Annotated in this window: 21 protein-coding genes; 15 read left to right on the plus strand and 6 right to left on the minus strand. The window is 69.4% G+C overall.

Annotated elements, in window-relative coordinates; translation table 11 throughout:
- Positions 1-3: 3 nt before the first annotated feature.
- Together IM25_RS16060 and IM25_RS16065 are read right to left on the minus strand one after the other, a co-directional pair.
- Complete coding sequence (locus IM25_RS16060; RefSeq protein WP_065996168.1) at positions 4-1,200, minus strand: SpoIIE family protein phosphatase; 1,197 nt, start codon at positions 1,198-1,200, stop codon at positions 4-6.
- Positions 1,197-2,018 carry an alpha/beta fold hydrolase gene (locus tag IM25_RS16065; protein WP_033096572.1) on the minus strand — a complete coding sequence of 274 codons (822 nt, stop codon included), beginning with the start codon at positions 2,016-2,018 and terminating at the stop codon, positions 1,197-1,199. The genes IM25_RS16060 and IM25_RS16065 overlap by 4 nt, the downstream gene beginning before the upstream one ends.
- Before the next feature lie 142 nt (positions 2,019-2,160).
- Here IM25_RS16065 and IM25_RS16070 point away from each other — a divergent pair, with 142 nt between their 5' ends.
- The 12 genes from IM25_RS16070 (at position 2,161) to IM25_RS16125 (ending at position 15,439) form a co-directional block, all read left to right on the plus strand.
- Entirely contained in the window at positions 2,161-2,985 is an 825-nt protein-coding gene (locus tag IM25_RS16070) for an acyl-CoA thioesterase (protein ID WP_006551386.1), read from the plus strand.
- Between the two features lie 82 nt (positions 2,986-3,067).
- On the plus strand, positions 3,068-3,706 hold the full coding sequence (pdxT, locus tag IM25_RS16075; RefSeq protein WP_051121558.1) for a pyridoxal 5'-phosphate synthase glutaminase subunit PdxT: 639 nt from the start codon (positions 3,068-3,070) through the stop codon (positions 3,704-3,706).
- A 105-nt stretch (positions 3,707-3,811) separates the two neighbouring features.
- Positions 3,812-4,564, plus strand: a complete 753-nt coding sequence (locus IM25_RS16080; RefSeq protein ID WP_006551388.1) for a YebC/PmpR family DNA-binding transcriptional regulator — start codon at positions 3,812-3,814, stop codon at positions 4,562-4,564.
- A gap of 197 nt (positions 4,565-4,761) precedes the next feature.
- Entirely contained in the window at positions 4,762-5,340 is a 579-nt protein-coding gene (ruvC, locus tag IM25_RS16085) for a crossover junction endodeoxyribonuclease RuvC (protein ID WP_033096573.1), read from the plus strand.
- On the plus strand, positions 5,337-5,933 hold the full coding sequence (gene ruvA / locus IM25_RS16090; protein ID WP_006551390.1) for a Holliday junction branch migration protein RuvA: 597 nt from the start codon (positions 5,337-5,339) through the stop codon (positions 5,931-5,933). Before ruvC ends, ruvA begins: the two co-directional genes overlap by 4 nt.
- Before the next feature lie 95 nt (positions 5,934-6,028).
- A complete protein-coding gene (gene ruvB / locus IM25_RS16095; protein WP_230809613.1) occupies positions 6,029-7,126 on the plus strand; it encodes a Holliday junction branch migration DNA helicase RuvB in 1,098 nt (365 codons plus the stop codon).
- 147 nt (positions 7,127-7,273) lie between these two features.
- Positions 7,274-7,603, plus strand: a complete 330-nt coding sequence (gene yajC, locus IM25_RS16100; protein WP_006551392.1) for a preprotein translocase subunit YajC — start codon at positions 7,274-7,276, stop codon at positions 7,601-7,603.
- A 110-nt stretch (positions 7,604-7,713) separates the two neighbouring features.
- The gene (secD, locus tag IM25_RS16105) at positions 7,714-9,510 is read left to right on the plus strand and encodes a protein translocase subunit SecD (RefSeq protein WP_024100747.1); all 1,797 of its coding nucleotides are present in this window, start codon (positions 7,714-7,716) and stop codon (positions 9,508-9,510) included.
- Positions 9,511-9,512: 2 nt separating this feature from the next.
- Entirely contained in the window at positions 9,513-10,715 is a 1,203-nt protein-coding gene (secF, locus tag IM25_RS16110) for a protein translocase subunit SecF (RefSeq protein WP_230809464.1), read from the plus strand.
- A 1-nt stretch (position 10,716) separates the two neighbouring features.
- Positions 10,717-12,468, plus strand: coding sequence for an ABC transporter substrate-binding protein (locus IM25_RS16115; protein WP_006551395.1), 1,752 nt, complete (start codon positions 10,717-10,719; stop codon positions 12,466-12,468).
- Complete coding sequence (locus IM25_RS16120; protein WP_006551396.1) at positions 12,465-13,022, plus strand: adenine phosphoribosyltransferase; 558 nt, start codon at positions 12,465-12,467, stop codon at positions 13,020-13,022. The genes IM25_RS16115 and IM25_RS16120 overlap by 4 nt, the downstream gene beginning before the upstream one ends.
- 104 nt (positions 13,023-13,126) lie before the next feature.
- Positions 13,127-15,439 carry a RelA/SpoT family protein gene (locus tag IM25_RS16125; RefSeq protein ID WP_065996169.1) on the plus strand — a complete coding sequence of 771 codons (2,313 nt, stop codon included), beginning with the start codon at positions 13,127-13,129 and terminating at the stop codon, positions 15,437-15,439.
- Positions 15,440-15,530: 91 nt separating this feature from the next.
- Here the strand turns inward: IM25_RS16125 and IM25_RS16130 are convergent, their stop codons facing one another.
- Positions 15,531-16,313, minus strand: a complete 783-nt coding sequence (locus tag IM25_RS16130; RefSeq protein WP_033096575.1) for a peptidylprolyl isomerase — start codon at positions 16,311-16,313, stop codon at positions 15,531-15,533.
- Positions 16,313-17,188, minus strand: a complete 876-nt coding sequence (locus IM25_RS16135) for a peptidylprolyl isomerase (protein WP_006551399.1) — start codon at positions 17,186-17,188, stop codon at positions 16,313-16,315. The genes IM25_RS16130 and IM25_RS16135 overlap by 1 nt, the downstream gene beginning before the upstream one ends.
- 149 nt (positions 17,189-17,337) lie before the next feature.
- Between IM25_RS16135 and IM25_RS16140 the strand changes: the two genes are divergently transcribed.
- The 3 genes from IM25_RS16140 (at position 17,338) to IM25_RS16150 (ending at position 19,990) form a co-directional block, all read left to right on the plus strand.
- Positions 17,338-18,021: an MBL fold metallo-hydrolase gene (locus tag IM25_RS16140; protein ID WP_198162581.1), complete on the plus strand. Its 684-nt coding sequence runs from the start codon at positions 17,338-17,340 to the stop codon at positions 18,019-18,021.
- A gap of 63 nt (positions 18,022-18,084) precedes the next feature.
- Positions 18,085-19,359, plus strand: coding sequence for a histidine--tRNA ligase (hisS, locus tag IM25_RS16145; protein WP_006551401.1), 1,275 nt, complete (start codon positions 18,085-18,087; stop codon positions 19,357-19,359).
- On the plus strand, positions 19,346-19,990 hold the full coding sequence (locus IM25_RS16150) for a hypothetical protein (RefSeq protein ID WP_170318498.1): 645 nt from the start codon (positions 19,346-19,348) through the stop codon (positions 19,988-19,990). The genes hisS and IM25_RS16150 overlap by 14 nt, the downstream gene beginning before the upstream one ends.
- A 27-nt stretch (positions 19,991-20,017) precedes the next feature.
- Here the strand turns inward: IM25_RS16150 and IM25_RS16155 are convergent, their stop codons facing one another.
- Both IM25_RS16155 and IM25_RS16160 read right to left on the minus strand, forming a co-directional pair.
- The gene (locus tag IM25_RS16155) at positions 20,018-21,235 is read right to left on the minus strand and encodes a hypothetical protein (RefSeq protein ID WP_019289249.1); all 1,218 of its coding nucleotides are present in this window, start codon (positions 21,233-21,235) and stop codon (positions 20,018-20,020) included.
- On the minus strand, positions 21,235-21,570 hold the full coding sequence (locus tag IM25_RS16160) for a type VII secretion target (RefSeq protein ID WP_006551405.1): 336 nt from the start codon (positions 21,568-21,570) through the stop codon (positions 21,235-21,237). The genes IM25_RS16155 and IM25_RS16160 overlap by 1 nt, the downstream gene beginning before the upstream one ends.
- Between the last annotated feature and the right edge of the window lie 121 nt (positions 21,571-21,691).

The following is a 21,691-nucleotide window of genomic DNA, read 5'->3' on the forward strand; positions in this document are numbered from 1 at the left end:
GTTCTACCGGGGCGCGTGCAGGGCGAGCAGGGCGACGTCGTCCTGCACGCCCGCCCCGAGCGTCGCGAGCGCCTCGCGGACGGCCCCGACCGCTTCCGCCGCGCTCGTCGGTTTCGATGCGCGGACGTGCTCGAGGAGCCGGTCCTCCCCGAAGCGTTCACGGGTCTCACCGGAGACGAGGGCCTCGGTCACCCCGTCGGTGTACAGCAGCAGCGTGTCGCCGGGGCGCAGCGCGAAGGTGTGCTCGACGAGCCGCGGCGTGGGCAGCATTCCGATCAGCTGTCCGCCGATCGTGGGGAGATAGTCGACGTTGCCGTTCGCGCGCACGAGGAGCGGCGGCGGATGCCCACCCGAGGCGAGACGGATGTCGACCCGTCCGGTGTCCGGATCGGGCGCGACCGTGCCGAAGGTGAGCGTGCAGAAGGGGGCTCGCGTTTCGCTGTCGCGTTCGTCGAGCAGGGTGGTGTTGAGCGTCCTGAGCGCCGCGGACGGGACCGTCTCGTAGACCGCCGCGGCGCGCAGCGTGTAGCGGACGATCGACGTCACCGCCGCTGCGCGAGCGCCCTTTCCGCACACATCGCCGAGGAACAGCCCCCACGTGCCGGCGCGCGCGGGGAACAGGTCGTAGAAGTCGCCGCCGACCTCGTCGGGGGACGCGATGTGGTAGTACGCGTCGACCTCGAGTCCCGGTACCGCGGGCAGGCTCGGCGGAAGAAGGGTCGCCTGGAGTGTGGCGTTGATCGTGCGGAGCCGCTCACGCTCGAGTTCGGCCTCGCGACGGGCACGGAGCAGTTCCGTCTCGTAGGCGCGGCGCTCGCGGGCATCGAACAGCATCGTGCGGATCAGCGTGGGCCTGCCCTCGGCGTCCGGCTCGACCACCGAGGCGGCCAGGACCGGCAGCCGGGTCCGGTCGGCACGGACGAGTTCGAGGGCGATCCCGTTGATCTGTCCGTGCATGAGGAGGAGCGGCGCGTAGTGGGTCTCGTGGTAGATGCGGCCGCCCACGCTGAGAAGGTCCGAGAAGTACCGCTTGCCGACCAGTTCGTCGCTCGTGACCCCGAGCCAGTCCGTCAAGGTCCGGTTGATCTCCGTGATCCGGCCGTCCGGGAGCGTCGTCAGGAATCCGCACGGCGCGTTGTCGTACAGCGCATCGCCGTGTCGGATACGGGGATCGAGGGTTCGATCGGTCGTCGCCGTCACCCCGATCGGCGCGCGAACGCCGCGATCGCGGCTGCTGTCTCTTCGGGTGCGCTGAGCTGCGGGCAGTGGCCGGTCGCGTTCAGGGTCACGAGTTCGCTCCCGGGGATCTGCTCGTGAACGAAGGCACCGACCTCGCGCGGAGCGATCGCATCGTGGGCGCACTGGGCGACGAGCGTGGGCACCGACACCGCGGCCAGGTCGGAGCGGTTGTCGGACAGGAAGGTCACCCGGGCGAAGACGCGCGCCACCTCGGGATCCGTGCGGCAGAAGATCTCGGCGAGTTCGTCGCCGAGCTCCGGTCGCTCGGGATTGCCCATGATGACCGGCGCCATCGACTCGGTCCAGCCCAGATAGTTCGCCTCGAGGGATTCGAGCAGCTCGTCGATGTCGTCGGTGCTGAACCCACCTCGGTATCCGCTGGCCGGATCGTCGATGAAGCGCGGGGACGGCGCGAGCAGCACGAGACCGGAGAAGACCTCCGGGGCAGCGGCCGCCGCGAGGACACCGATCGATGCGCTCACCGAGTGGCCGACGAAGAGCACCTGCCCGAGATCCAGGCTCCGGCACAGGTCCACGACGTCCTCGGCGTAGGTCTCCATCCGCGAGTAGCGCTGGGAGTCCCAGGCGGTCGCATCGGAACGCCCGGAGCCGACGTGGTCGAACCGCACCACGGTGAAGTCGGGTTCGAGCAGCGGGATCATCAGGCGCCACAGGTGCTGGTCGCAGCCGAAACCGTGCGCGAGGACGACCACCGGGCCCTGTCGGTTGCCCGTGATCGTCACGCTGTTCCTGCGCACCATATCGGTGACTTGTCGCATTGCACCCCCTCCGTTCTCCCGAGGGTGTCATATTCGCTACTCGATAGCGATCCCGGTTCTCTCGCCACCTTCCGGGGACACGGCGTTCGGCACACCTCCGTGCAGCTAGCCTTCTTGCGTACGGTGCACAGAAGGAGTTCCCATGGCGAAGATCGAGCAGATCCTGGCGCTCGAACAGATCGAGAACGACATCTTCCGGGGCATAGCGACGGAGACGTTGCTGCCGCGGACGTTCGGTGGTCAGGTGGCCGGTCAGGCGCTCGTGTCGGCGGTCCGCACTGTCGATCCCGCATTCGGGGTCCACTCGCTGCACGGCTACTTCCTCCGGCCGGGGAACCCGACGATGCAGATCGTCTACCTCGTCGACCGGATCCGCGACGGCCGCTCCTTCTGCACCCGGCGCGTGACGGCCGTCCAGGACGGCAAGGCGATCTTCACGATGTCGGCGTCGTTCCACGTACGCGACGAGGGGATCGAGCACCAGGACACGATTCCGCGGGTGCCGGCTCCGGAGGAACTGCCCGATCCGGAGACTGTGGTCGACGACGCGACCCTGCTGTGGGCGAAGAAGGAATGGGCCGAATGGGACTTCCGGTTCGTTCCCCGCGACCGGATGGACTCGTCGAGCAGGATGGCTGCACAGCAGCAGCTGTGGTTCAAGTCCCGCGAGATCCTCCCCGACGACCCGGTCTTCCACGTGTGCACGCTCGCGTACATGAGCGACATGACGTTGCTCGGCTCGGCGAGTGTCGGCCACGACGACGAACGGACGCAGGGTGCATCGCTGGACCACGCGATGTGGTTCCTGCGGCCGTTCCGCGCCGACGACTGGCTGCTTTACGACCAGACGTCACCCTCCGCCGGGCTGGGGCGCGCACTGACCCAGGGGCGGATCTTCGATCGCAACGGCAACATGGTCGCGGCGGTGGTGCAGGAAGGACTCACGCGGTACCTGCGCGAGTCCTGAACGAGGGCGTCCCCGACGAAGACGTCCCTACAAAGTGCCTGCGCATCGGCGACCCCGAACGGACAGGCAGGCAACGGTGACCATTTCCTCTCCCACGATCGGCGTCCTGGCATTGCAGGGCGACGTCCGCGAACATCGCAGCGCTCTCGAGGAGGCAGGCGCGCGGACGATCGCGGTGCGTCGCGAACGCGAACTCGACGAGGTCGACGGCATCGTCCTTCCGGGAGGCGAATCCACTACGGTCAGCCGTCTGCTGCGTGTGTTCGATCTGCTCGAACCGCTGCGGGCCCGGTTGGAGGCCGGGCTGCCCGCCTACGGTTCGTGTGCCGGCATGATCCTGCTCGCCTCCCGGGTGCTCGACACCACCGAGGACGCCGAACACCTCGACGCCCTCGACATCGTGGTGCGCCGCAACGCCTTCGGCCGGCAGGTCGACTCGTTCGAGACCGACCTGCCGATGACGGGTCTCGGCGACGGGCCGGTGCGCGCGGTGTTCATCCGAGCCCCGTGGGTGGAGGAGATCGGGCCCGACGTGGAGGTCCTGGCCACGGTTCCGGACGGGCCGGCGGCGGGCCGGGTGGTCGCAGTGCGGCAGGGCGCTGTGATCGCGACGTCCTTCCACCCCGAGATCACCGGTGACCATCGCGTGCACCGGCTGTTCGTGGAGACCGTGCGCTCGGCGACCCGACCTCGGGTGCGCCCGACGGCCTCGGCGACATGACGACACGGCCACCGTGCCGGTGGCCCACACCGGGAGCGAGTAGAATCGACTCTCCGACCTGTCGGTTGACGCCGACCACACTTCTCCGGAAGGGGCTCGAAGCGAATGAGCGGCCACTCCAAATGGGCCACCACCAAGCACAAGAAGGCGGTCATCGATGCCAAGCGCGGCAAGATGTTCGCGAAGCTCATCAAGAACATCGAGGTGGCGGCTCGGACCGGTGGTGGCGACCCGGCGGGTAACCCGACCCTGTTCGACGCCATCCAGAAGGCGAAGAAGAGCTCGGTCCCGAACGACAACATCGAGCGTGCCCGCAAGCGTGGCGGCGGTGAGGAAGCCGGCGGTGCCGACTGGCAGACCATCACCTACGAGGGCTACGGCCCCAACGGTGTCGCGCTGCTCATCGAGTGTCTGACCGACAACCGCAACCGCGCCGCGGGCGAGGTCCGCACGGCGATGACCCGCAACGGCGGCAACATGGCCGATCCGGGTTCGGTCGCCTACCTGTTCACCCGCAAGGGCGTCGTCGTGCTCGAGAAGAACGGCCGCTCCGAGGACGAGATCCTCGAGGTCGTCCTCGAAGCGGGTGCCGAGGAGATCAACGATCTCGGCGACTCCTTCGAGATCGTCTCCGAGGCGTCCGACCTGATCGCCGTGCGTACGGCTCTCGTCGACGCCGGCATCGACTACGACTCGGCCGACCCCGATTTCCGGGCGTCCGTCGAGGTGCCGGTCGACGCCGAGGGTGCACGCAAGGTCATGAAGCTGGTCGACGCGCTCGAAGACTGCGACGACGTGCAGAACGTCTACACGAACGTCGACATCTCCGACGACGTCCTCGCCGAACTCGACGCCTGAGCGACGCTCTCGTCGTAGTCGTCCACGAGCGACGCTCGTCGTACTTGTCACAGCGGCCGGGGTCGCGTGTCGGTCTCCCGGCACCCGATCCCGGCCGCTATGCTCTCGAACAGGCGTTCGCAATCGTGCGAAGCAAGGTCGGGTCCGTCGAAGGCGTCGGAAACCCGGCCGTATTCGGGTGTCGAGAGGTGAGTCGGGTGCGCGTGATGGGTGTCGACCCCGGTCTGACCCGATGTGGTCTGGGGATGGTCGACACGGGACGCGGACGCGACGTGATCCCCGTCGCCGTCGGTGTCATCCGCACCTCGCCCGAACTCGACCTCGAGCACCGGCTCCTCAAGGTCTCCGACTCGGTCGAGGAGTGGATGGACCGCTACAAGCCCGACGTCGTCGCGATCGAGCGCGTGTTCTCCCAGCACAACGTGCGCACCGCGATGGGCACCGCGCAGGCCGGCGGCGTCGTCGCCCTGGCTGCGGCGCGTCGCTCGATCCCGGTCATGTTCCACACGCCGAGCGAGGTGAAGGCCGCGGTCACCGGCAGTGGCACGGCCGACAAGAAGCAGGTGACCACGATGATCACCCGCATCCTCAAGCTCGACGCCGCGCCGAAGCCCGCCGACGCCGCCGACGCGCTCGCGCTGGCCGTCGCACACTGTTGGCGGGCCCCGCTGATCGCCAGACTCGCGGCCGCCGAAGCTGCGGCCGCCCAGCAGAAGAAACGCTACGAGGAGCGGCTGCGCGAACAGTCGGCCGCACGGAAGGCAGGTAGCCGGTGATCGCCTCGGTACACGGCGAGGTACTCGACATAGCCCTCGACCACGTGGTGATCGAGGCGGGGGGGATCGGCTATCGGATCAACACCACACCTGCGACCCTCGCCGGTCTCCGGCGCGGCGAGCAGGCCAGACTCGCCACCGCGATGATCGTGCGCGAGGACTCCATGACGCTGTACGGCTTCGTGGACGCCGAGGCGCGCGAACTGTTCGGCCTGCTGCAGACGGTCAGCGGCGTCGGCCCCCGGCTCGCCATGGCCACGCTCGCCGTCCTCGAACCCGATGCGCTGCGGGCGGCTCTCGCCGACGGCAACACCGCAGCGCTGACGCGGGTACCCGGGATCGGCAAGCGTGGCGCCGAACGCATGATCGTCGAACTGCGCGACAAGGTCGCGGCCTTCGGCGCCACGGGATCGTCGCCTGTCGCGGCCGGTGCCTCGCCGCTGCGCGACCAGATCGTCGAGGCGCTGGTCGGCCTCGGATTCACGCCGCGTCAGGCCGAACCGGCCGCCGACAAGGTCCTTGCCGAGGAGCCGGGCGCCGACGTCTCGACGGCACTGCGCTCGGCGCTCAAGCTGCTGGGTAGGTCGCGGTGACCGACGAGTACCGTGAGTTCGAGGCCGCAGGAGCGGCCCGCGAATTCGATGCTGCATCGGCCGACCGCGAGCGGTCGCCGGTCACGGCGGAGCATCTGCCCTCCGACAGCGACATCGAGACCAGTCTGCGCCCGACCAGTCTCGACGACTTCATCGGGCAACCGCGGGTCCGCGAACAGCTGCAGCTCGTTCTGCGAGGAGCGAAGCTGCGCGGCGGCACTCCCGATCACATCCTCCTGTCCGGTCCGCCCGGTCTCGGCAAGACGTCGATGGCGATGATCATCGCCGCCGAACTCGGCACGTCACTGAGACTGACCTCCGGTCCCGCGCTCGAACGCGCCGGTGATCTCGCTGCGATGCTGTCGAACCTCGCGGAGGGCGACGTGCTGTTCATCGACGAGATCCACCGCATCGCCCGACCGGCGGAGGAGATGCTGTATCTGGCGATGGAGGACTTCCGCGTCGACGTCGTGGTGGGCAAGGGGCCCGGCGCGACGTCCATCCCGCTCGAGGTCGCACCCTTCACCCTCGTCGGCGCGACCACCCGTTCCGGTGCCCTCACCGGCCCGCTGCGCGACCGGTTCGGTTTCACTGCGCACATGGACTTCTACGAGCCCCCCGAGCTGCAGCGCATCCTGCACCGCTCCGCATCGATCCTCGGGATCGCTCTCCGCGACGACGCCGCCGCGGAGATCGCCGGTCGCTCCCGCGGCACGCCGCGTATCGCCAACCGGTTGCTGCGCCGCGTCCGCGACTACGCCGACGTGCGCGCCGACGGTGTCGTGACCCGGGCCGTGGCCCAGGCCGCGCTCGAGGTGTACGACGTCGACCCGATCGGTCTCGATCGTCTCGATCGCGCCGTTCTCGGCGCACTCGTCCGCAGTTTCGGTGGTGGCCCGGTCGGCGTGTCGACACTCGCGGTGGCCGTGGGGGAGGAGCCCGCCACCGTCGAGGAGGTGTGCGAGCCGTTCCTGGTCCGTGCCGGCATGGTCGCGCGCACTCCGCGCGGACGTGTGGCCACGCAGGCCGCTTGGTTGCAGCTCGGCCTCACCCCGCCGCCGGAGGCCGCCACCGGGGGCATCGAGGTGCGTGCGCGCGAACCACAGCTCGAGCTGTTCGAGGACGACCCGGACACGACCCTCGAGGGCGGTGTCGATCCGTCCGACCCGGACGATCCGGACGTACGGAGGTAGGGCCCTCGCCCGGGGAATGGCACACTGGTCTACTGCGTCGGTCCGTGGAGGCCGATCCCGACGTCGTGGTGCCGCATGCGCCACCACGAGCCGCTGGTGTCGCTCGCGTCACCACCCACCGACAACGACCGAGGACTGACTTCAACGATGGAACTGCTCTTCCCTCTCCTGATCCTGGCACTGCTCGTCCCGACCTTTCTGGGCGTGCGGCGTCAGAAGAAGGAGATGCAGAAGGTGACGGCGCTGCAGGACTCCCTGCGCATCGGCGACCGCGTGATGACCACCGCGGGTCTGCACGCCACGGTGGCCGCCCTCGCCGACGACACCGTCGATCTCGAGATCGCGCCGGGTGTCGTCACGACCTGGTCGCGTCTGGTCATCCGGGAGCGCGTCGAGACCGAGACCCCGCAGGATCCGGATCTGCTCCGCAAGGACGACGATGCGAACCCGCCGGAGGGACGTCCGACCGAATACTGACAGCCGATTCGCGACGCACGGTTTCGGCACCGGAGTCTCCGGTGCCGGTGCCGAGCGCCGCGCGACTGCACCCGACCACCACTCACTCGCATCGAGGAGACTGACAGACCGTGGCACCTTCCAACGGATCGGTGCATCCCGTGCGCGCTCTCGCCCTGTTCGGGGTGATTCTCGCCGCGTTGTATGCACTGGTCTTCTTCACCGGGGACAAGTCGCCCACCCCGAAGCTGGGCATCGACCTGCAGGGTGGCACCCGCGTCACCCTCACCGCGCGAACCCCCGACGGGAGCAGCCCGAGTCCGGACAGCCTCCGCCAGGCCCAGCAGATCATCGAGACCCGCGTCAACGGGCTCGGTGTGTCGGGTTCGGAGGTGATCGTCGAGGGCGACAACCTCGTGATCACCGTCCCGGGTGAGGACAGCGCCCAGGCCAGGACGCTGGGCCAGACCGCCCGGCTGTACATCAGGCCGGTGATCGGGGGACCGATCGACGCGAACATGACCGCCGAGGATCTCGCCGAGCAGCCCGGTGCCGGTACCCCCGAGGGCGGGCTGCCCGCAGAACCGGCCCCTGCCGAACCGGCACCCGGTGAACCCGCGCCGGCCGACCAGGCTCCGCCCGCCGACGCACCCGAACCGCAGGGACGTCCGTTCCCGGCGCAGGATCCCACCGCGCCCACCGATGCCCCGGCACCGGCCGAGACGCCCGAGGCCCCCGTCGAGGCGCCCCAGGCTCCGGCCGAGCCCTCCGGAGCCCCCGAGGCTCCCGAGAACGACGGCTCGCTCACGCCGCAGGAACAGGCGGCTGCAGACATCGCCACGGCCAAGGCCACCCGTCAGAGCGAGGACCCCGCCGTGCAGCAGGCGGCGGCTCTCGCCCTCGACTGCTCCGCGGCCGACCCGCTCGCCGGCAACGACGACCCGGCGCTTCCGCTGGTCGCGTGCTCGACCGACGGCACCGCGATCTACCTGCTGGGCCCGAGCATCATCGACGGCCAGCAGATCGAGGACGCGACCTCCGGTTTCAATCAGCAGCAGTCGCGCTACGAGGTCAGCCTGACCTTCGACAGCGAGGGCAGCAATACGTGGGCGCAGTTCACCGCCGCGAACATCGGTCAGCAGGCCGCCTTCGTGCTCGACTCGAAGGTCGTCAGCGCGCCCGTGATCCAGGGCGCCACCCCCGCCGGCAGCGCCACCTCGATCACCGGCCAGTTCACGAATACGCAGGCCGCAGAGCTGGCGAACACCCTCAAGTACGGGTCGTTGCCGCTGTCGTTCGTGGCATCCGAAGCCGAGACCGTCTCCGCCACTCTGGGTCTGGCTTCGCTCGAGGCCGGGCTGATCGCCGGTGCGGTGGGTCTGGCGCTGGTGCTCCTGTTCTGCCTCGCGTACTACCGGATGCTCGGACTGCTCACCGCGCTGTCGCTCGTTCTCTCGGGAATGGCGGTCTACGCGGTCATGGTGCTGCTCGGCAGATACATCGGGTTCACGCTCGACCTCGCCGGCGTCGCCGGTCTGATCATCGGTATCGGCATGACCGCCGACTCGTTCGTCGTGTTCTTCGAACGGATCAAGGACGAGATCCGCGAGGGGCGGAGTTTCCGTTCCGCGGTGCCGCGCGGCTGGGCACGGGCCCGCCGCACGATTCTCTCCGGTAACGCGGTCAGCTTCATCGCCGCCGCCGTGCTCTACGTCCTGGCCGTCGGTCAGGTCCGCGGCTTCGCGTTCACCCTCGGCCTCACCACGATCCTCGACGTCGTCGTCGTGTTCCTGGTGACCTGGCCGCTGGTGTTCCTGGCCTCGAAGTCGAAGTTCTGGTCCAAGCCGAGCGTGAACGGTCTGGGCGCGATCCAGCAGGTGGCCGACGAGCGTCGTCTCGTCGCCGCGACCGCTGCGAAGGAGGCGTGACGATGACCGACACGACCACGACGACGGCCGCGCCGCAGCACAGCCGACTGTCCCGTCTGTACACCGGCACGGGCGCCTTCGAGATCGTCGGACGCCGCAAGCGGTGGTACATCGTCACCGCGGTGATCGTGTTGATCGCCCTGCTCAGCATGCTGCTGCGCGGATTCAGCTGGGGTATCGACTTCGAGGGCGGCACCCGCATCCAGATGCCGGCCGTGCCGGGCGTCTCCGTCGAGGAAGTCGAGACCGTCTTCAGCGACACCATCGGCTTCGAACCCGAGGCGGTGCAGACTGTCGGCGCCGGCGACGGAGCGACCGTCCAGATCCGGTCGGAGACCCTCGACGGCGAGCAGGTCGCCGAGTTGCAGACCGCGCTGTTCGAGGAGTTCCAGCCCGCCGGGCCGGACGGTGAGCCGTCCCGCAACTCGATCAGCGTCGCCGACGTCAGCGAGACGTGGGGAAGCCAGATCACCAACAAGGCGCTCATCGCGCTGGTGGTCTTCCTCGTCATCGTCAGCATCTACATCACGATCCGATACCAGCGGAACATGGCGATCGCAGCGATCACCGCCCTGTTCTTCGACATCATCGTGACAGCGGGTGTCTACGCCCTCGTCGGCTTCGAGGTCAGTCCTGCGACCGTCATCGGTCTGCTCACGATCCTCGGTTTCTCGCTCTACGACACGGTCGTCGTCTTCGACAAGGTCGAGGAGAACACCCGCGGCATCCTGCACCTGCACCGCCGCACCTACGCCGAGCAGGCCAACCTCGCCGTCAACCAGACGCTCATGCGCTCGATCAACACCACGATCATCTCGGTGTTGCCGGTGCTGGCGCTGATGGTCATCGCGGTGTGGCTCCTCGGTGTGGGCACGCTCAAGGACCTCGCCCTCGTCCAGTTGGTCGGCATCGTCGTCGGTACCTTCTCGTCGATCTTCTTCGCGACCCCGTTGCTGGTTACGCTCGAGGAATGGCGTGGTCCGGTCGCGAAGCACACCCGCAAGGTGCTCGCCAAGCGGGAGGAGGCCGCCGCCCGCGCGGCGAAGGCCGGGACGACGGCCGGATCACAGTCGGCCGACGCGGTCGACGCAAAGGTGGTGCCGACGGTGCAGGGCGCCGGACCCCTGCCCGACCGGGCGACGGTCCGTCGCGGCCCTGCCCCCGGGGCACGACCCACCGGAAAGCGCGGCAAGAGAAGGTCCTGACATGGCGGTGAGCGAGCGGAACGACCCGACGACGAGGCGGTCGCCGAGGCGCCGCGGCACGCTCCTCGCGTGCGCGGCGGTGGCCTCGACACTCGCGTTCTCCACCGTCGCGTGCGGCACGGACGAGGAACCGGTGCACTCGATCGGGTACGCGATCGACAACACGGTGACGACCTACAACGCGAACACCGTCGACGGTGCGGCCTCGGGCGCGCGCCAGGCGTTCGCCCGGGTGCTGCCGGGCTTCGGCTACGTCGGTCCGCAGGGCCGGGTGATCGCGGACACCGACATCGGCACTGCCTCGGTCGTGCCCGGTGAGGGGCTCACCGTGCAGTACCGCCTGTCGCCGGACGCGGTCTACTCCGACGGTGTGCCCATGTCCTGCGACGACCTCGTCCTGGCCTGGGCTGCGTCGAGCGGACGCTTCACCGCTCCCGACGAGTCCGGCGAGCAGGTCCCGCTGTTCGACGCTGCCCATCGTGGTGGTTACGCCGACATCGACCGGGTCGACTGTCAGCCCGGGTCGAAGGAGGCCACCGTCGTCTTCCGACCCGGCCGCGAGGACACGAACTGGAAGGCGCTGTTCGGGGCCACCGAGCTGATGCCGGCCCACGTGGCGGCAGGAAGGTCGGGTGTGTCCGACCTGGTCGGAGCGATCACGGCGAACGACACCGAGGCCGTCCGGCGCATCGCGGAGTTCTGGAACACCGGCTGGACCCTCACCCCGGGTGAGATCGATCCGGCGCTGTTCCCGTCCGCGGGCCCGTACCGCCTCGAGTCGTACACCGCCGAGGACGGCCTGACGCTCGTCGCGAACGAGCGGTGGTGGGGGAACGCCCCGGGCACCGACCGCATCGTCGTCTGGCCGCGCGGCACCGACACGTCCGCGGCCGCGGAGGACGGCCGCATCCACGTCGTCGACGTGGCCGAGGGATCCGTCGGCCACAGCAACCTCGGCGACGGCGCCGACGTCTCCACCGTCGTCTCACGCAACCTCGAACAACTGGTGTTCGCCACGAGCGGTGTCTTCCAGGACCCGGCGGCGCGCCGCGCCGTCGCCCTGTGCACGCCTCGCACACAGCTGTTCGACGAACTCGGCGTGTCCGACGAGTCGAACGGCGTCACGGGCCCGATCACCTCGCGGCTCCTGGCGCCCGACTCGCCGCTGTACCCGCAGACCGTGCCGACCGCCGAAGGCTACGCCGAGGTCGACATCGACGCCGCGCGTTCCGAACGTGAGGCCTCCGGTCAGGACCGCATGCAGGTCCGCATCGGCTATCTCGGACCGGACGAGCGCCGCGCGCGCACCGTCGAGTTGATCGGCGAATCCTGCCGCGAGGCGGGCATCGAGATCGTCGACGCCGGCTCCGACACCTTCACGCCGTCGCAGCTTACGGCGGGGGAGGTCGACGCGATCCTCGTCGGGACGGCCACGGCCGCCGGTGCCGGTGGCGCCGCCGACATGGAGCACGCCCGCGACGCACTGCACTCCGGGGCCGGCAGCAACGTCGGCGGTTATTCGATCGGCCGCGTCGACGAACTGCTCGACGGCCTGCTCGTGGCGAAGGACAACGCGGCCATCGCGGGACTCGCGACCGAGGCCGAACGCATCCTGTGGGGCGACGTTCCCACCCTGCCCCTGTTCGCGCAGCCCCGCACGATCGGGTTCGCGGCGGGAATGCATGCCGGGGTGCCCAACCCGACGACCGCGGGTGCGGGCTGGAACATGGACCGGTGGATACTCGGAGGATGAGCGCTCAACGGATCGGCGATACGCGGCTCGTCGAAGAAGCTGCCGTGGCCGTGGCCGAACACACCCGATGGGTCGACGATTTCCCGACCGCGGGTGTCCGTTTCGCCGACCTGACGCCCGTCTTCGCCGACGGACCGTCCTTCTCGGCCGTGATCGCGGCGCTGGCCTCCGCGGCACCCGACGCCGAACTCGTCGCCGGTATCGATGCGCGCGGCTTCCTCCTCGGCGGCGGCATCGCCCGCACCCTGGGGGTGGGCGTGCTCGCCGTCCGCAAGGCGGGCAAACTCCCGCCGCCCGTCCAGACCTGTGAATACAGCCTCGAATACGGCACCGCCGCGATCGAGATCCCGGGCGACTGGATGGCCCTGCAGGGCCGCAAGGTGCTCGTCGTCGACGACGTCCTTGCGACCGGCGGAACCCTCGCCGCCACCGTCGAACTGCTCGAACGCGTCGGCGCCGAGGTCGTCGGGATCACCGTCGTCACCGAGATCGAAGCCCTCGGCGGCCGGACGCGACTGCAGAAGTACCCGCTGACGTCTCTCATGCGGATCTGAGGGATAGAGTTGCCACAGGTGCCGGTGAACCCGCCGGGCCCGTACGGTCCGGACATGCGCATCGGTGACGAACCGGGTTCGCAGCCGCGACGGGAGGTTGAGGCATGACCCAGAATCTCGATCGGTCCCACAATTCCGGTCAGAACCCGACCCCCACACCGGCATCGACCTCCGCGTCGAGGCGGGTACGCGCGCGCCTGGCGCGACGCATCACCGGTCAGCGGGGCACGAGCCTCAAGCCGGTCCTCGAGCCGCTGGTCACCATCCACCGCGAGCTGTACCCGAAGGCCGACCTCTCGCAGCTGCAGCGGGCCTACGACGTCGCGGAGGAACGGCACGCCAGCCAGAAGCGCAAGTCCGGCGATCCCTACATCACCCACCCGCTGGCGGTCGCCACGATCCTCGCCGAACTCGGCATGGACACCACGACCCTCGTCGCGGCACTGCTCCACGACACCGTCGAGGACACCGGGTATACGCTCGAGCAGCTCACCGCCGAGTTCGGTGAAGAGGTCGCGCATCTCGTCGACGGCGTCACCAAACTCGACAAGGTCGTGCTCGGTTCGGCCGCCGAGGGCGAGACCATCCGCAAGATGATCATCGCGATGGCGCGCGACCCCCGGGTGCTCGTCATCAAGGTCGCCGACCGTCTGCACAACATGCGGACCATGCGCTTCCTGCCTCCCGAGAAGCAGGCCCGCAAGGCACGCGAGACCCTCGAGGTCATCGCCCCGCTGGCCCACCGCCTCGGGATGGCGACGGTCAAGTGGGAGCTCGAGGACCTCGCCTTCGCGATCCTTCATCCGAAGAAGTACGAGGAGATCGTCCGGCTCGTCGCGACCCGCGCACCGTCGCGCGACACCTACCTGGCCACCGTCCGTGACGAGATCGGACGGACACTCTCCGCGTCGCGGATCGACGCGGTCGTCGAGGGCCGGCCCAAGCACTACTGGTCGATCTACCAGAAGATGATCGTCAAGGGCCGCGACTTCGACGACATCCACGACCTGGTCGGCGTGCGCATCCTGTGCAACGAGATCCGCGACTGCTACGCGGCCGTCGGTGTCGTGCACTCGCTGTGGCAGCCCATGGCGGGACGGTTCAAGGACTACATCGCCCAGCCCCGCTACGGCGTCTACCAGTCGCTGCACACCACCGTCATCGGTCCCGAGGGCAAGCCGCTCGAGGTGCAGATCCGCACGCACGAGATGCACCGCACCGCAGAATTCGGCATCGCCGCGCACTGGCGGTACAAGGAGACCAAGGGACGCCACTCGGGTGATGTCGCCGAGCTCGACGACATGGCCTGGATGCGGCAGCTCCTCGACTGGCAGCGGGAAGCGGCCGACCCGGGGGAGTTCCTCGAATCGCTCCGTTACGACCTGGCGGTCAAGGAGATCTTCGTCTTCACGCCCAAGGGCGACGTGATCACGCTGCCTTCCGGCTCGACGCCCGTGGACTTCGCGTACGCCGTGCACACCGAGGTCGGGCACCGCTGCATCGGAGCCCGCGTCAACGGCCGCCTCGTCGCCCTCGAACGCAAGCTCGAGAACGGCGAGGTCGTGGAGGTCTTCACCTCCAAGGCCCCCAACGCCGGCCCGAGCCGCGACTGGCAGTCGTTCGTCGTCTCACCCCGCGCCAAGGCGAAGATCCGGCAGTGGTTCGCCAAGGAACGTCGCGAGGAGGCCCTCGAATCCGGCAAGGACGCCATCGCGAAGGAGGTCCGTCGCGTCGGTCTGCCGCTGCAGCGCCTGATGAACGCCGACCTGATGGTCACGGTCGCCAAGGAACTGCGGTACGCCGACGTCTCGGCGCTGTACACCGCGGTCGGTGAGCACCACGTCTCGGCGCACCACGTCGTGCAACGGCTGGTCGCGCTGCTTGGTGGCGTCGGTGGCGTCGAAGAGGAACTGGCCGAGCGGTCCACACCGTCGACCATCCCGACCCGCTCGCGGAACAGCGGCGACTCCGGTGTCCTCGTGCCGGGCGCACCGGGCACGGTCTCGAAGCTCGCCAAGTGCTGCACGCCCGTCCCCGGCGACGAGATCATGGGCTTCGTGACCCGCACCGGAGCGGTGAGCGTGCACCGCACCGACTGCACCAACGCCGGGTCGCTGCGGGAGCAGTCGGAGCGCATCATCGAGGTGCAGTGGGCGCCCTCGCCGTCGTCGGTGTTCCTCGTCGCGATCCAGATCGAAGCTCTCGACCGGCACCGTCTGCTGTCCGACGTGACGAAGGCACTCGCCGACGAGAAGGTCAACATCCTGTCGGCCTCCGTGACGACCACGGGCGATCGGGTCGCGGTGAGCCGGTTCACCTTCGAGATGGGCGACCCGAAACATCTCGGGCACGTGCTCAACGTCGTCCGCAACGTCGAGGGCGTCTACGACGTGTACCGGGTGACCTCGGCAGCCTGACCGAATCCGTCTCGGTCTCGCGCCGGACGACGACGTCCCGCCCCGGAATCTCCGGGACGGGACGTCCGTACGTTCCGTGCGAACGGGGGTGTCAGGACCCGACGGTCACCGACTCGATCTGCACCGCGCGGTTGGGGGCACCGCCGCCGGCCGCCATCGATCCGTCGTCGCCCTCCGCCGCGACCTCCTCGATCACGGCGAGTCCGGCCTCGTCGACCGTCCCGAAGACCGTGTAGGTGGGGGGAAGCTGCGAATCCTCGTAGACCAGGAAGAACTGGCTGCCGTTGCTGCCGGGACGACCGGTGTTGGCCATCGCGACCGTGCCGCGCGGGTAGATCACCGGTTGGCGCAGCTGGGCGTCGCCGGGTGCGTACACGTTCTCCGGGTACTCGGTGTCGAAGCCGTACCCCGGCCCGCCCGTGCCGGTGCCCGTCGGGTCGCCGCACTGCAGCACCTGCAGACCCGGTGAGGTCACCAGCCGGTGGCAGGGGGTGTCGTCGAAGTAGCCCTGCTCCGCGAGGGACACGAAGCTGTTGACCGTGCAGGGGGCCGCGGCACGGTCGAGTTCGACGCCGATGACGCCGACGCTGGTGGTGATCTGCGCGGCAGCAGCGCCGGTGGCGGAGACGTCGTCCGAGGCGGGGGCGGTCACGTCGCGTGCGGCGTCACCCGAGGCGTCGTAGGTGCACGAGACGGAGTCGGTGCCGCTGGGTCGCTCCGGTAGTTCGCCCGTGTAGGCGGGGGACTGCCGGTCGGCGGCGGACGCCGGTGCCGACGAGTTCGCGGCGGTATCGGTGGACGAATCGTCGGAGCACCCCGTGAGGAGGAGTGCGAGCCCGGCGCCGGCGGCGAGGGTGGTGCGCAATCGGATCATCAGTCCATCCTGACCGACGTGAGGGTGGTCTCCAGCGCGGGGGCACCGTCGGCGGCTCCGCCTGCGACGCCGGCCGCGGCGATCTTGTCGAGGGTCGCGAGACCGGTCTCGTCGATCGTGCCGAAGACGGTGTACTGCGGGGGCAGCACCGAGTCGCCGTACACCAGGAAGAACTGGCTGCCATTGGTGTCCGGGCCGGCGTTGGCCATCGCGAGGGTGCCGCGCGGATAGGTCATCGGTTCCTGCGCGGCGGGATCGTCGGCGGCGAACTGATCGGTGGGGAACTCGTTGGCGAACTGGTATCCCGGACCGCCCGACCCGCTACCCGACGGGTCGCCGCACTGCAGGACCTGCAGGGACGGCGAGGTGGTCAGCCGGTGGCAGGGCGTGTCGTCGAAGTAGTTCTGCGAGGCCAGCGACAGGAAACTGTTGACGGTGCACGGCGAATCGTCGTTGTGCAGGATCAGGCCGATGTTCCCCTGGCTCGTCTCCATGCTGACGCTGATGTCCGTGTTGCCCTCACCGGTGGTGCGGATGCCCTCGGTGCGCGGCGGCTCTGCCGGCTTCGACGGTTCGCGGCCGTCCGCGGTGTAGGAGCAGCTCACCGTCTCGGGCAACGGCTCGGACCGGCCGTCGGGGAGCGCGGCGTACTCCATTTCCGAACCCGAGGTGTCGTTCGACGCCGCCTCGGTGGCCGTGTCGTCGCCCCGGTCGACCGCCCACAGAGCAACACCGGCGCCGACGACCACGATCACTCCGAGCGCGGACAGCGCGATCGTCATGCGGCGCCGCTTGCGCTCGCGTTCGGCTCGACGCTCGAGCTGCCGTTCGAGTTTGCGTTTCGCGGCCTGGCGCCGTTGTGCGTTGCTCGGCACTGCAGTAGTCCTCCCGTGAACGATCGATGTGGTCCAACCGACTTCGAAGCAGACCCGAGTCTGCCACCCGGGACCGGCAACCCGCGGGCAGGGCGCAACGCATAGTCTGTAGGAGACCTCGAAGGCTTCCACCCGTAGGAGCGATGCTCGTGCTCGTGACCGGATTCCCTGCCGGGATGTTCCAGACCAACTGCTACATCCTCGCGCAGGACAACGCGAAGGAGTGCGTCATCGTCGATCCCGGCCAGGACGCCGCCGAGCCGCTCGTGGAGTTCCTCACCGGATCCGATCTCACGCCCCGGGCGGTGCTGCTCACGCACGGTCACCTCGACCACATGTGGTCGGCGCAGCCGGTGGCCGACCGGTACCGGATCCCCGTCTACATCCACCCCGACGACCGGATGATGCTCACCGATCCGCTGCAGGGCATGGGGTCGAGCCTCGCCCCCTTCCTCGACGGCGTCGAGTTCGTCGAACCGCAGCAGGTCGTGGAGTTCGGCGACGGAGACGAGATCGAACACGCCGGAATCGAGTTCGTCGTCGACCACACGCCCGGACACACCCGCGGCTCGGTCGTCCTGCGCACGCGCACCACCACCCCGGACGGGGCCGCCCTGAACGTCGCGCTCACCGGCGACACCCTGTTCCAGGGGTCGATCGGCCGCACCGACCTGCCCGGCGGCGACCACGCGCAACTGCTCGACTCGATCGCGCGCAAGCTGCTCGTGCTCGACGACGGCACCAACATCCTCCCCGGACACGGCGGAGCGAGCACGATCGGGCAGGAGCGGGAGTCGAATCCCTTCCTCACCGGCCTGGCAGAATCCCGCTGACGGCACGAACACCGCGATCCGTCCGGTGACCAACCGAGAGAATCCCGAGAGAAGGCAGTACCAGTGAGCAAGGCCTCCACGTTTTCGGCGCCGAAGGGTGTGCCCGATTACGTTCCCCCGCAGTCGGCGGAGTTCGTGGCGGTACGGGACGGTCTGACCCGTGCCGCACGCCTGGCGGGGTACGGGCACGTCGAGCTGCCCATCTTCGAGGACACCGGCCTGTTCGCTCGCGGCGTCGGCGAGTCCACCGACGTCGTCACGAAGGAGATGTACACCTTCGCCGATCGCGGTGAGCGCTCGGTCACGCTGCGTCCCGAGGGCACCGCGGGCGTGATGCGCGCGGTGATCGAGCACGGTCTCGACCGCGGTCAGCTCCCCGTGAAGTTGTCCTATTCCGGGCCGTTCTTCCGCTACGAGCGCCCCCAGGCGGGCCGCTACCGTCAGCTCCAGCAGGTCGGCGTCGAGGCGATCGGCATCGACGATCCCGCGCTCGACGCCGAGGTCATCGCGGTTGCCGACGCAGGATTCCGGTCGCTCGGACTCGACGGATTCCGCCTCGAGATCACGTCCCTCGGCGACGAGACCTGCCGTCCGCAGTACCGGGAGAAGCTGCAGCAGTTCCTGTTCGCGCTCCCGCTCGACGAGGAGACGCGCCGCCGCGCCGAGATCAACCCGCTGCGCGTGCTCGACGACAAGCGCCCCGAGGTCCGCGAGATGACCGCCGACGCGCCGCTGATGCTCGACCATCTCTCGGACACCGCTCGCGCACACTTCGACGAGGTACTCGCCCACCTCGACGCGATCGGCGTCCCGTACGTCGTCAATCCGCGCATGGTGCGCGGCCTCGACTACTACACGAAGACCACCTTCGAGTTCGTCCACGACGGGCTCGGCGCCCAGTCCGGCATCGGTGGTGGTGGCCGCTACGACGGGCTCATGGAACAGCTCGGCGGCCAGCCGCTCTCGGGCATCGGTTTCGGGATCGGCGTCGACCGCACGGTTCTCGCGCTCGCCGCCGAGGGCAAGACCGCCGGCAGCCCCGCGCGGTGCGAGGTGTACGGGGTGCCGATGGGCGACGCCGCCAAGGTCGCCCTCGTGCCCATCGCGCACAAACTGCGCGCCGCGGGTGTCCGCGTCGACCTCGCATACGGTGGGCGCGGCCTCAAGGGCGCCATGAAGGCGGCCGACAAGTCCGGTGCCGTCGTCGCGCTCGTGCTCGGTGACCGCGAACTCGAGGCAGGTGAGGTCGTCGTCAAGGATCTGCGCAACGGCGAGCAGCACAGCGTTGCACTCACGGACGTCGTCGCCCGTGTGGGTGAGGTCGTTGCCGGCGCATGACGACCGGGACGGTGCCGCCGTCCCGCTCGATCTGATCCCGTCCCGGCTGCTCCGGCCACGCGCCCGCAGGATCGCGCTGCTCGCGCTCGCCGTCGGCGTCGTCCTCGGCGTTCTGGTCTGGATCGTCGCGCCCGGATGGGTCGCGCTGCTCGTCGGGGCCGTCTTCGCGGTGCCGCCGGCCGTCGGTGCGTTCCTGGCCACGCGTCGGCACCTGCTGCTGCGCGGCACCGTCGTCACGCTGTCGGGGGCGTTCCGGTCGCGCAGTGTCGATCTCGCGCGACTCGCCGGTGTCGAACTGATCGTCCGGGTGGGCGGGGTATCGCAGGCCGTCGTGCGCGTCAACGACGGTGAGCACAATCTCGTGTCGGTCCCGCTCGCCCTGTACGCCAACGGCGGCGGTCGCGAACTCGACGTGCTGGCCCTGCGAAAGCTCGCGGATGCGCTCGCCACCAGCGAGATCGCTCCGGCGGCGGCGATCTCGTCGGTGCTCGTCGAACAGTTGCGGGCCGAGGCCCGCGACGCCGCGCTCGGCGAACGCCCGCTCTACCGGGCGATCGAACTCGCGCGCGGCGCCGGCCGGGTGCCGCAGACGACGCTGACCGACCACGAGGTCGCCTCCCTCGTCGACTGACAGGCTCGTCCGATCGACGAGTAATGCTCAGCGGTCGTCGTGCGAACCGATCACGGCGGGGACGACCAACGGCAGTTCGCCGACGACCTCGGTGCCCTCCGCGGCGGCACTCAGCAGACGGGTGGGGGAGCGGTGCTCCTCGTCGTCGGACCCGCGAGCGGACGTCGCGGGGACCATCCCACCGGTCGAGGGTGCCCTTCCCATCGCGCTCGCGCCGGTCGTGGCCTGCGCACTCCCGCCCGAGCCCGGGGCGGTCGGAATCGGAGCGGCGGCAGGCACACCCGCAGTTCCGAACGCGGCCCCCGCGGTGCCGTGACCGGTGACCACTCCGGCCGACACCGTTCCGGCCGATCCCGCGACCGCCGCACCGACGGTCGGAACCGCCGCGTGTGCGGTGGGCGCGGTCGCCGCGTAGGCGGTGGGAGTGGTCGCGGCGTGCGCGGCGGCCGTGAACGGCGCTGCGACACTCGACGCGACATCGGTTGCGGCCGTGGCGACCGTGCGCATCTCCTGCACCCCGGTCACGGCCACCGGCGCGGGCACGGGAATCGGCGTGGTCAGCGCCGTCATCGCGGCGGTGTGGACCGTCAGCTCGCCCCGGGTACGCGCAACGACGGCCAGGGCAGCCTGGAGATGCTGCGCGGCGGACGCCAACAGGGCGGCCTGGCCCGGCGGCGTCGCGAGAGCCGGTGCGGCCGCCATCGCCGTGGTCACGAACGACTGTGCGATGCCGGTCAATTCGATGTTGCCGCGTTCGACGGTCGCCGTGGCGGCGCGGGTGACGTCGCCGATCCGGTCGCCGCGGTCGGCCAGTTCGAGGGCCGACTGCTGCGCGCGCACACCGTGACCTGCGGCCTCGTCGGCCGTTGCTCCCTCCCACGACTCCGGAAGTGCGTGCAGCGCACTGCGTCCGAGCATCGTGGCGGTCTCGAGCAGACGCGACCCCTGCTGCAGGATCGCCGACGGATCGAGCGAGTCGAGGATACCGGTGCCGAACATCGAGCAGAGTTCGGTGAGCGGCCGCACGATCGTCTCGAGATCGGGCAGCACCGGTACCGGAATCGATTCGAGCAGCTCGACGATCGAATTCGCCTCGAGGACGGGCAGACCCGGCTCGGGAAGAACGGGTTCCGGAAGTACCGGCAGCGGTGCGTCGAGGACCGGTCCGATCGGCGACGCGCGGAGAGCGTCGAGAACGGTCGGTGACGCTGCGGGTGTTGCGGTGTCGATGACCGATCCCTGCATCACAGTCCTCCGGCAGCGTCGGCCAGCGCCGAAGCCGTTCCGGTGTCGGTCGTTTCGTAACCGGTGGCCGCCTCGTGTGCTGCGATGCCGTTGGACGCGTAGGCCCACGACAGTTGCGCGACGGCACTGGTGTGCTCGGATTGGGCCGCGGCGAACACCGCGAGGAACTCTCCGCCGATGAGTCCCAGAGCCGGACTCAACGCGGAGATGTTGGCCTGCAGATCGAACGTCCCCGCCTGCGCTACCTGCTCGGCCGCACGAAGATTCGTGGCCCCGAACGCTCGAATACCATCGGGCACCACCCGGATTCCGGCACCGGGAAACAGACCGCTCATCGAACCCCCCATCGAAGATCAGTGTGGCGAGCACTGTAACTCGAGCGCACCGGGCGAGCCACCGGACCCTCGGCCGCCTGTGGATGAACGGATGGGGATGCCGATGTATTCGTTGCACCGC

Source organism: Rhodococcus sp. p52, from assembly GCF_000763325.2.
GTDB lineage: Bacteria > Actinomycetota > Actinomycetes > Mycobacteriales > Mycobacteriaceae > Rhodococcus > Rhodococcus pyridinivorans.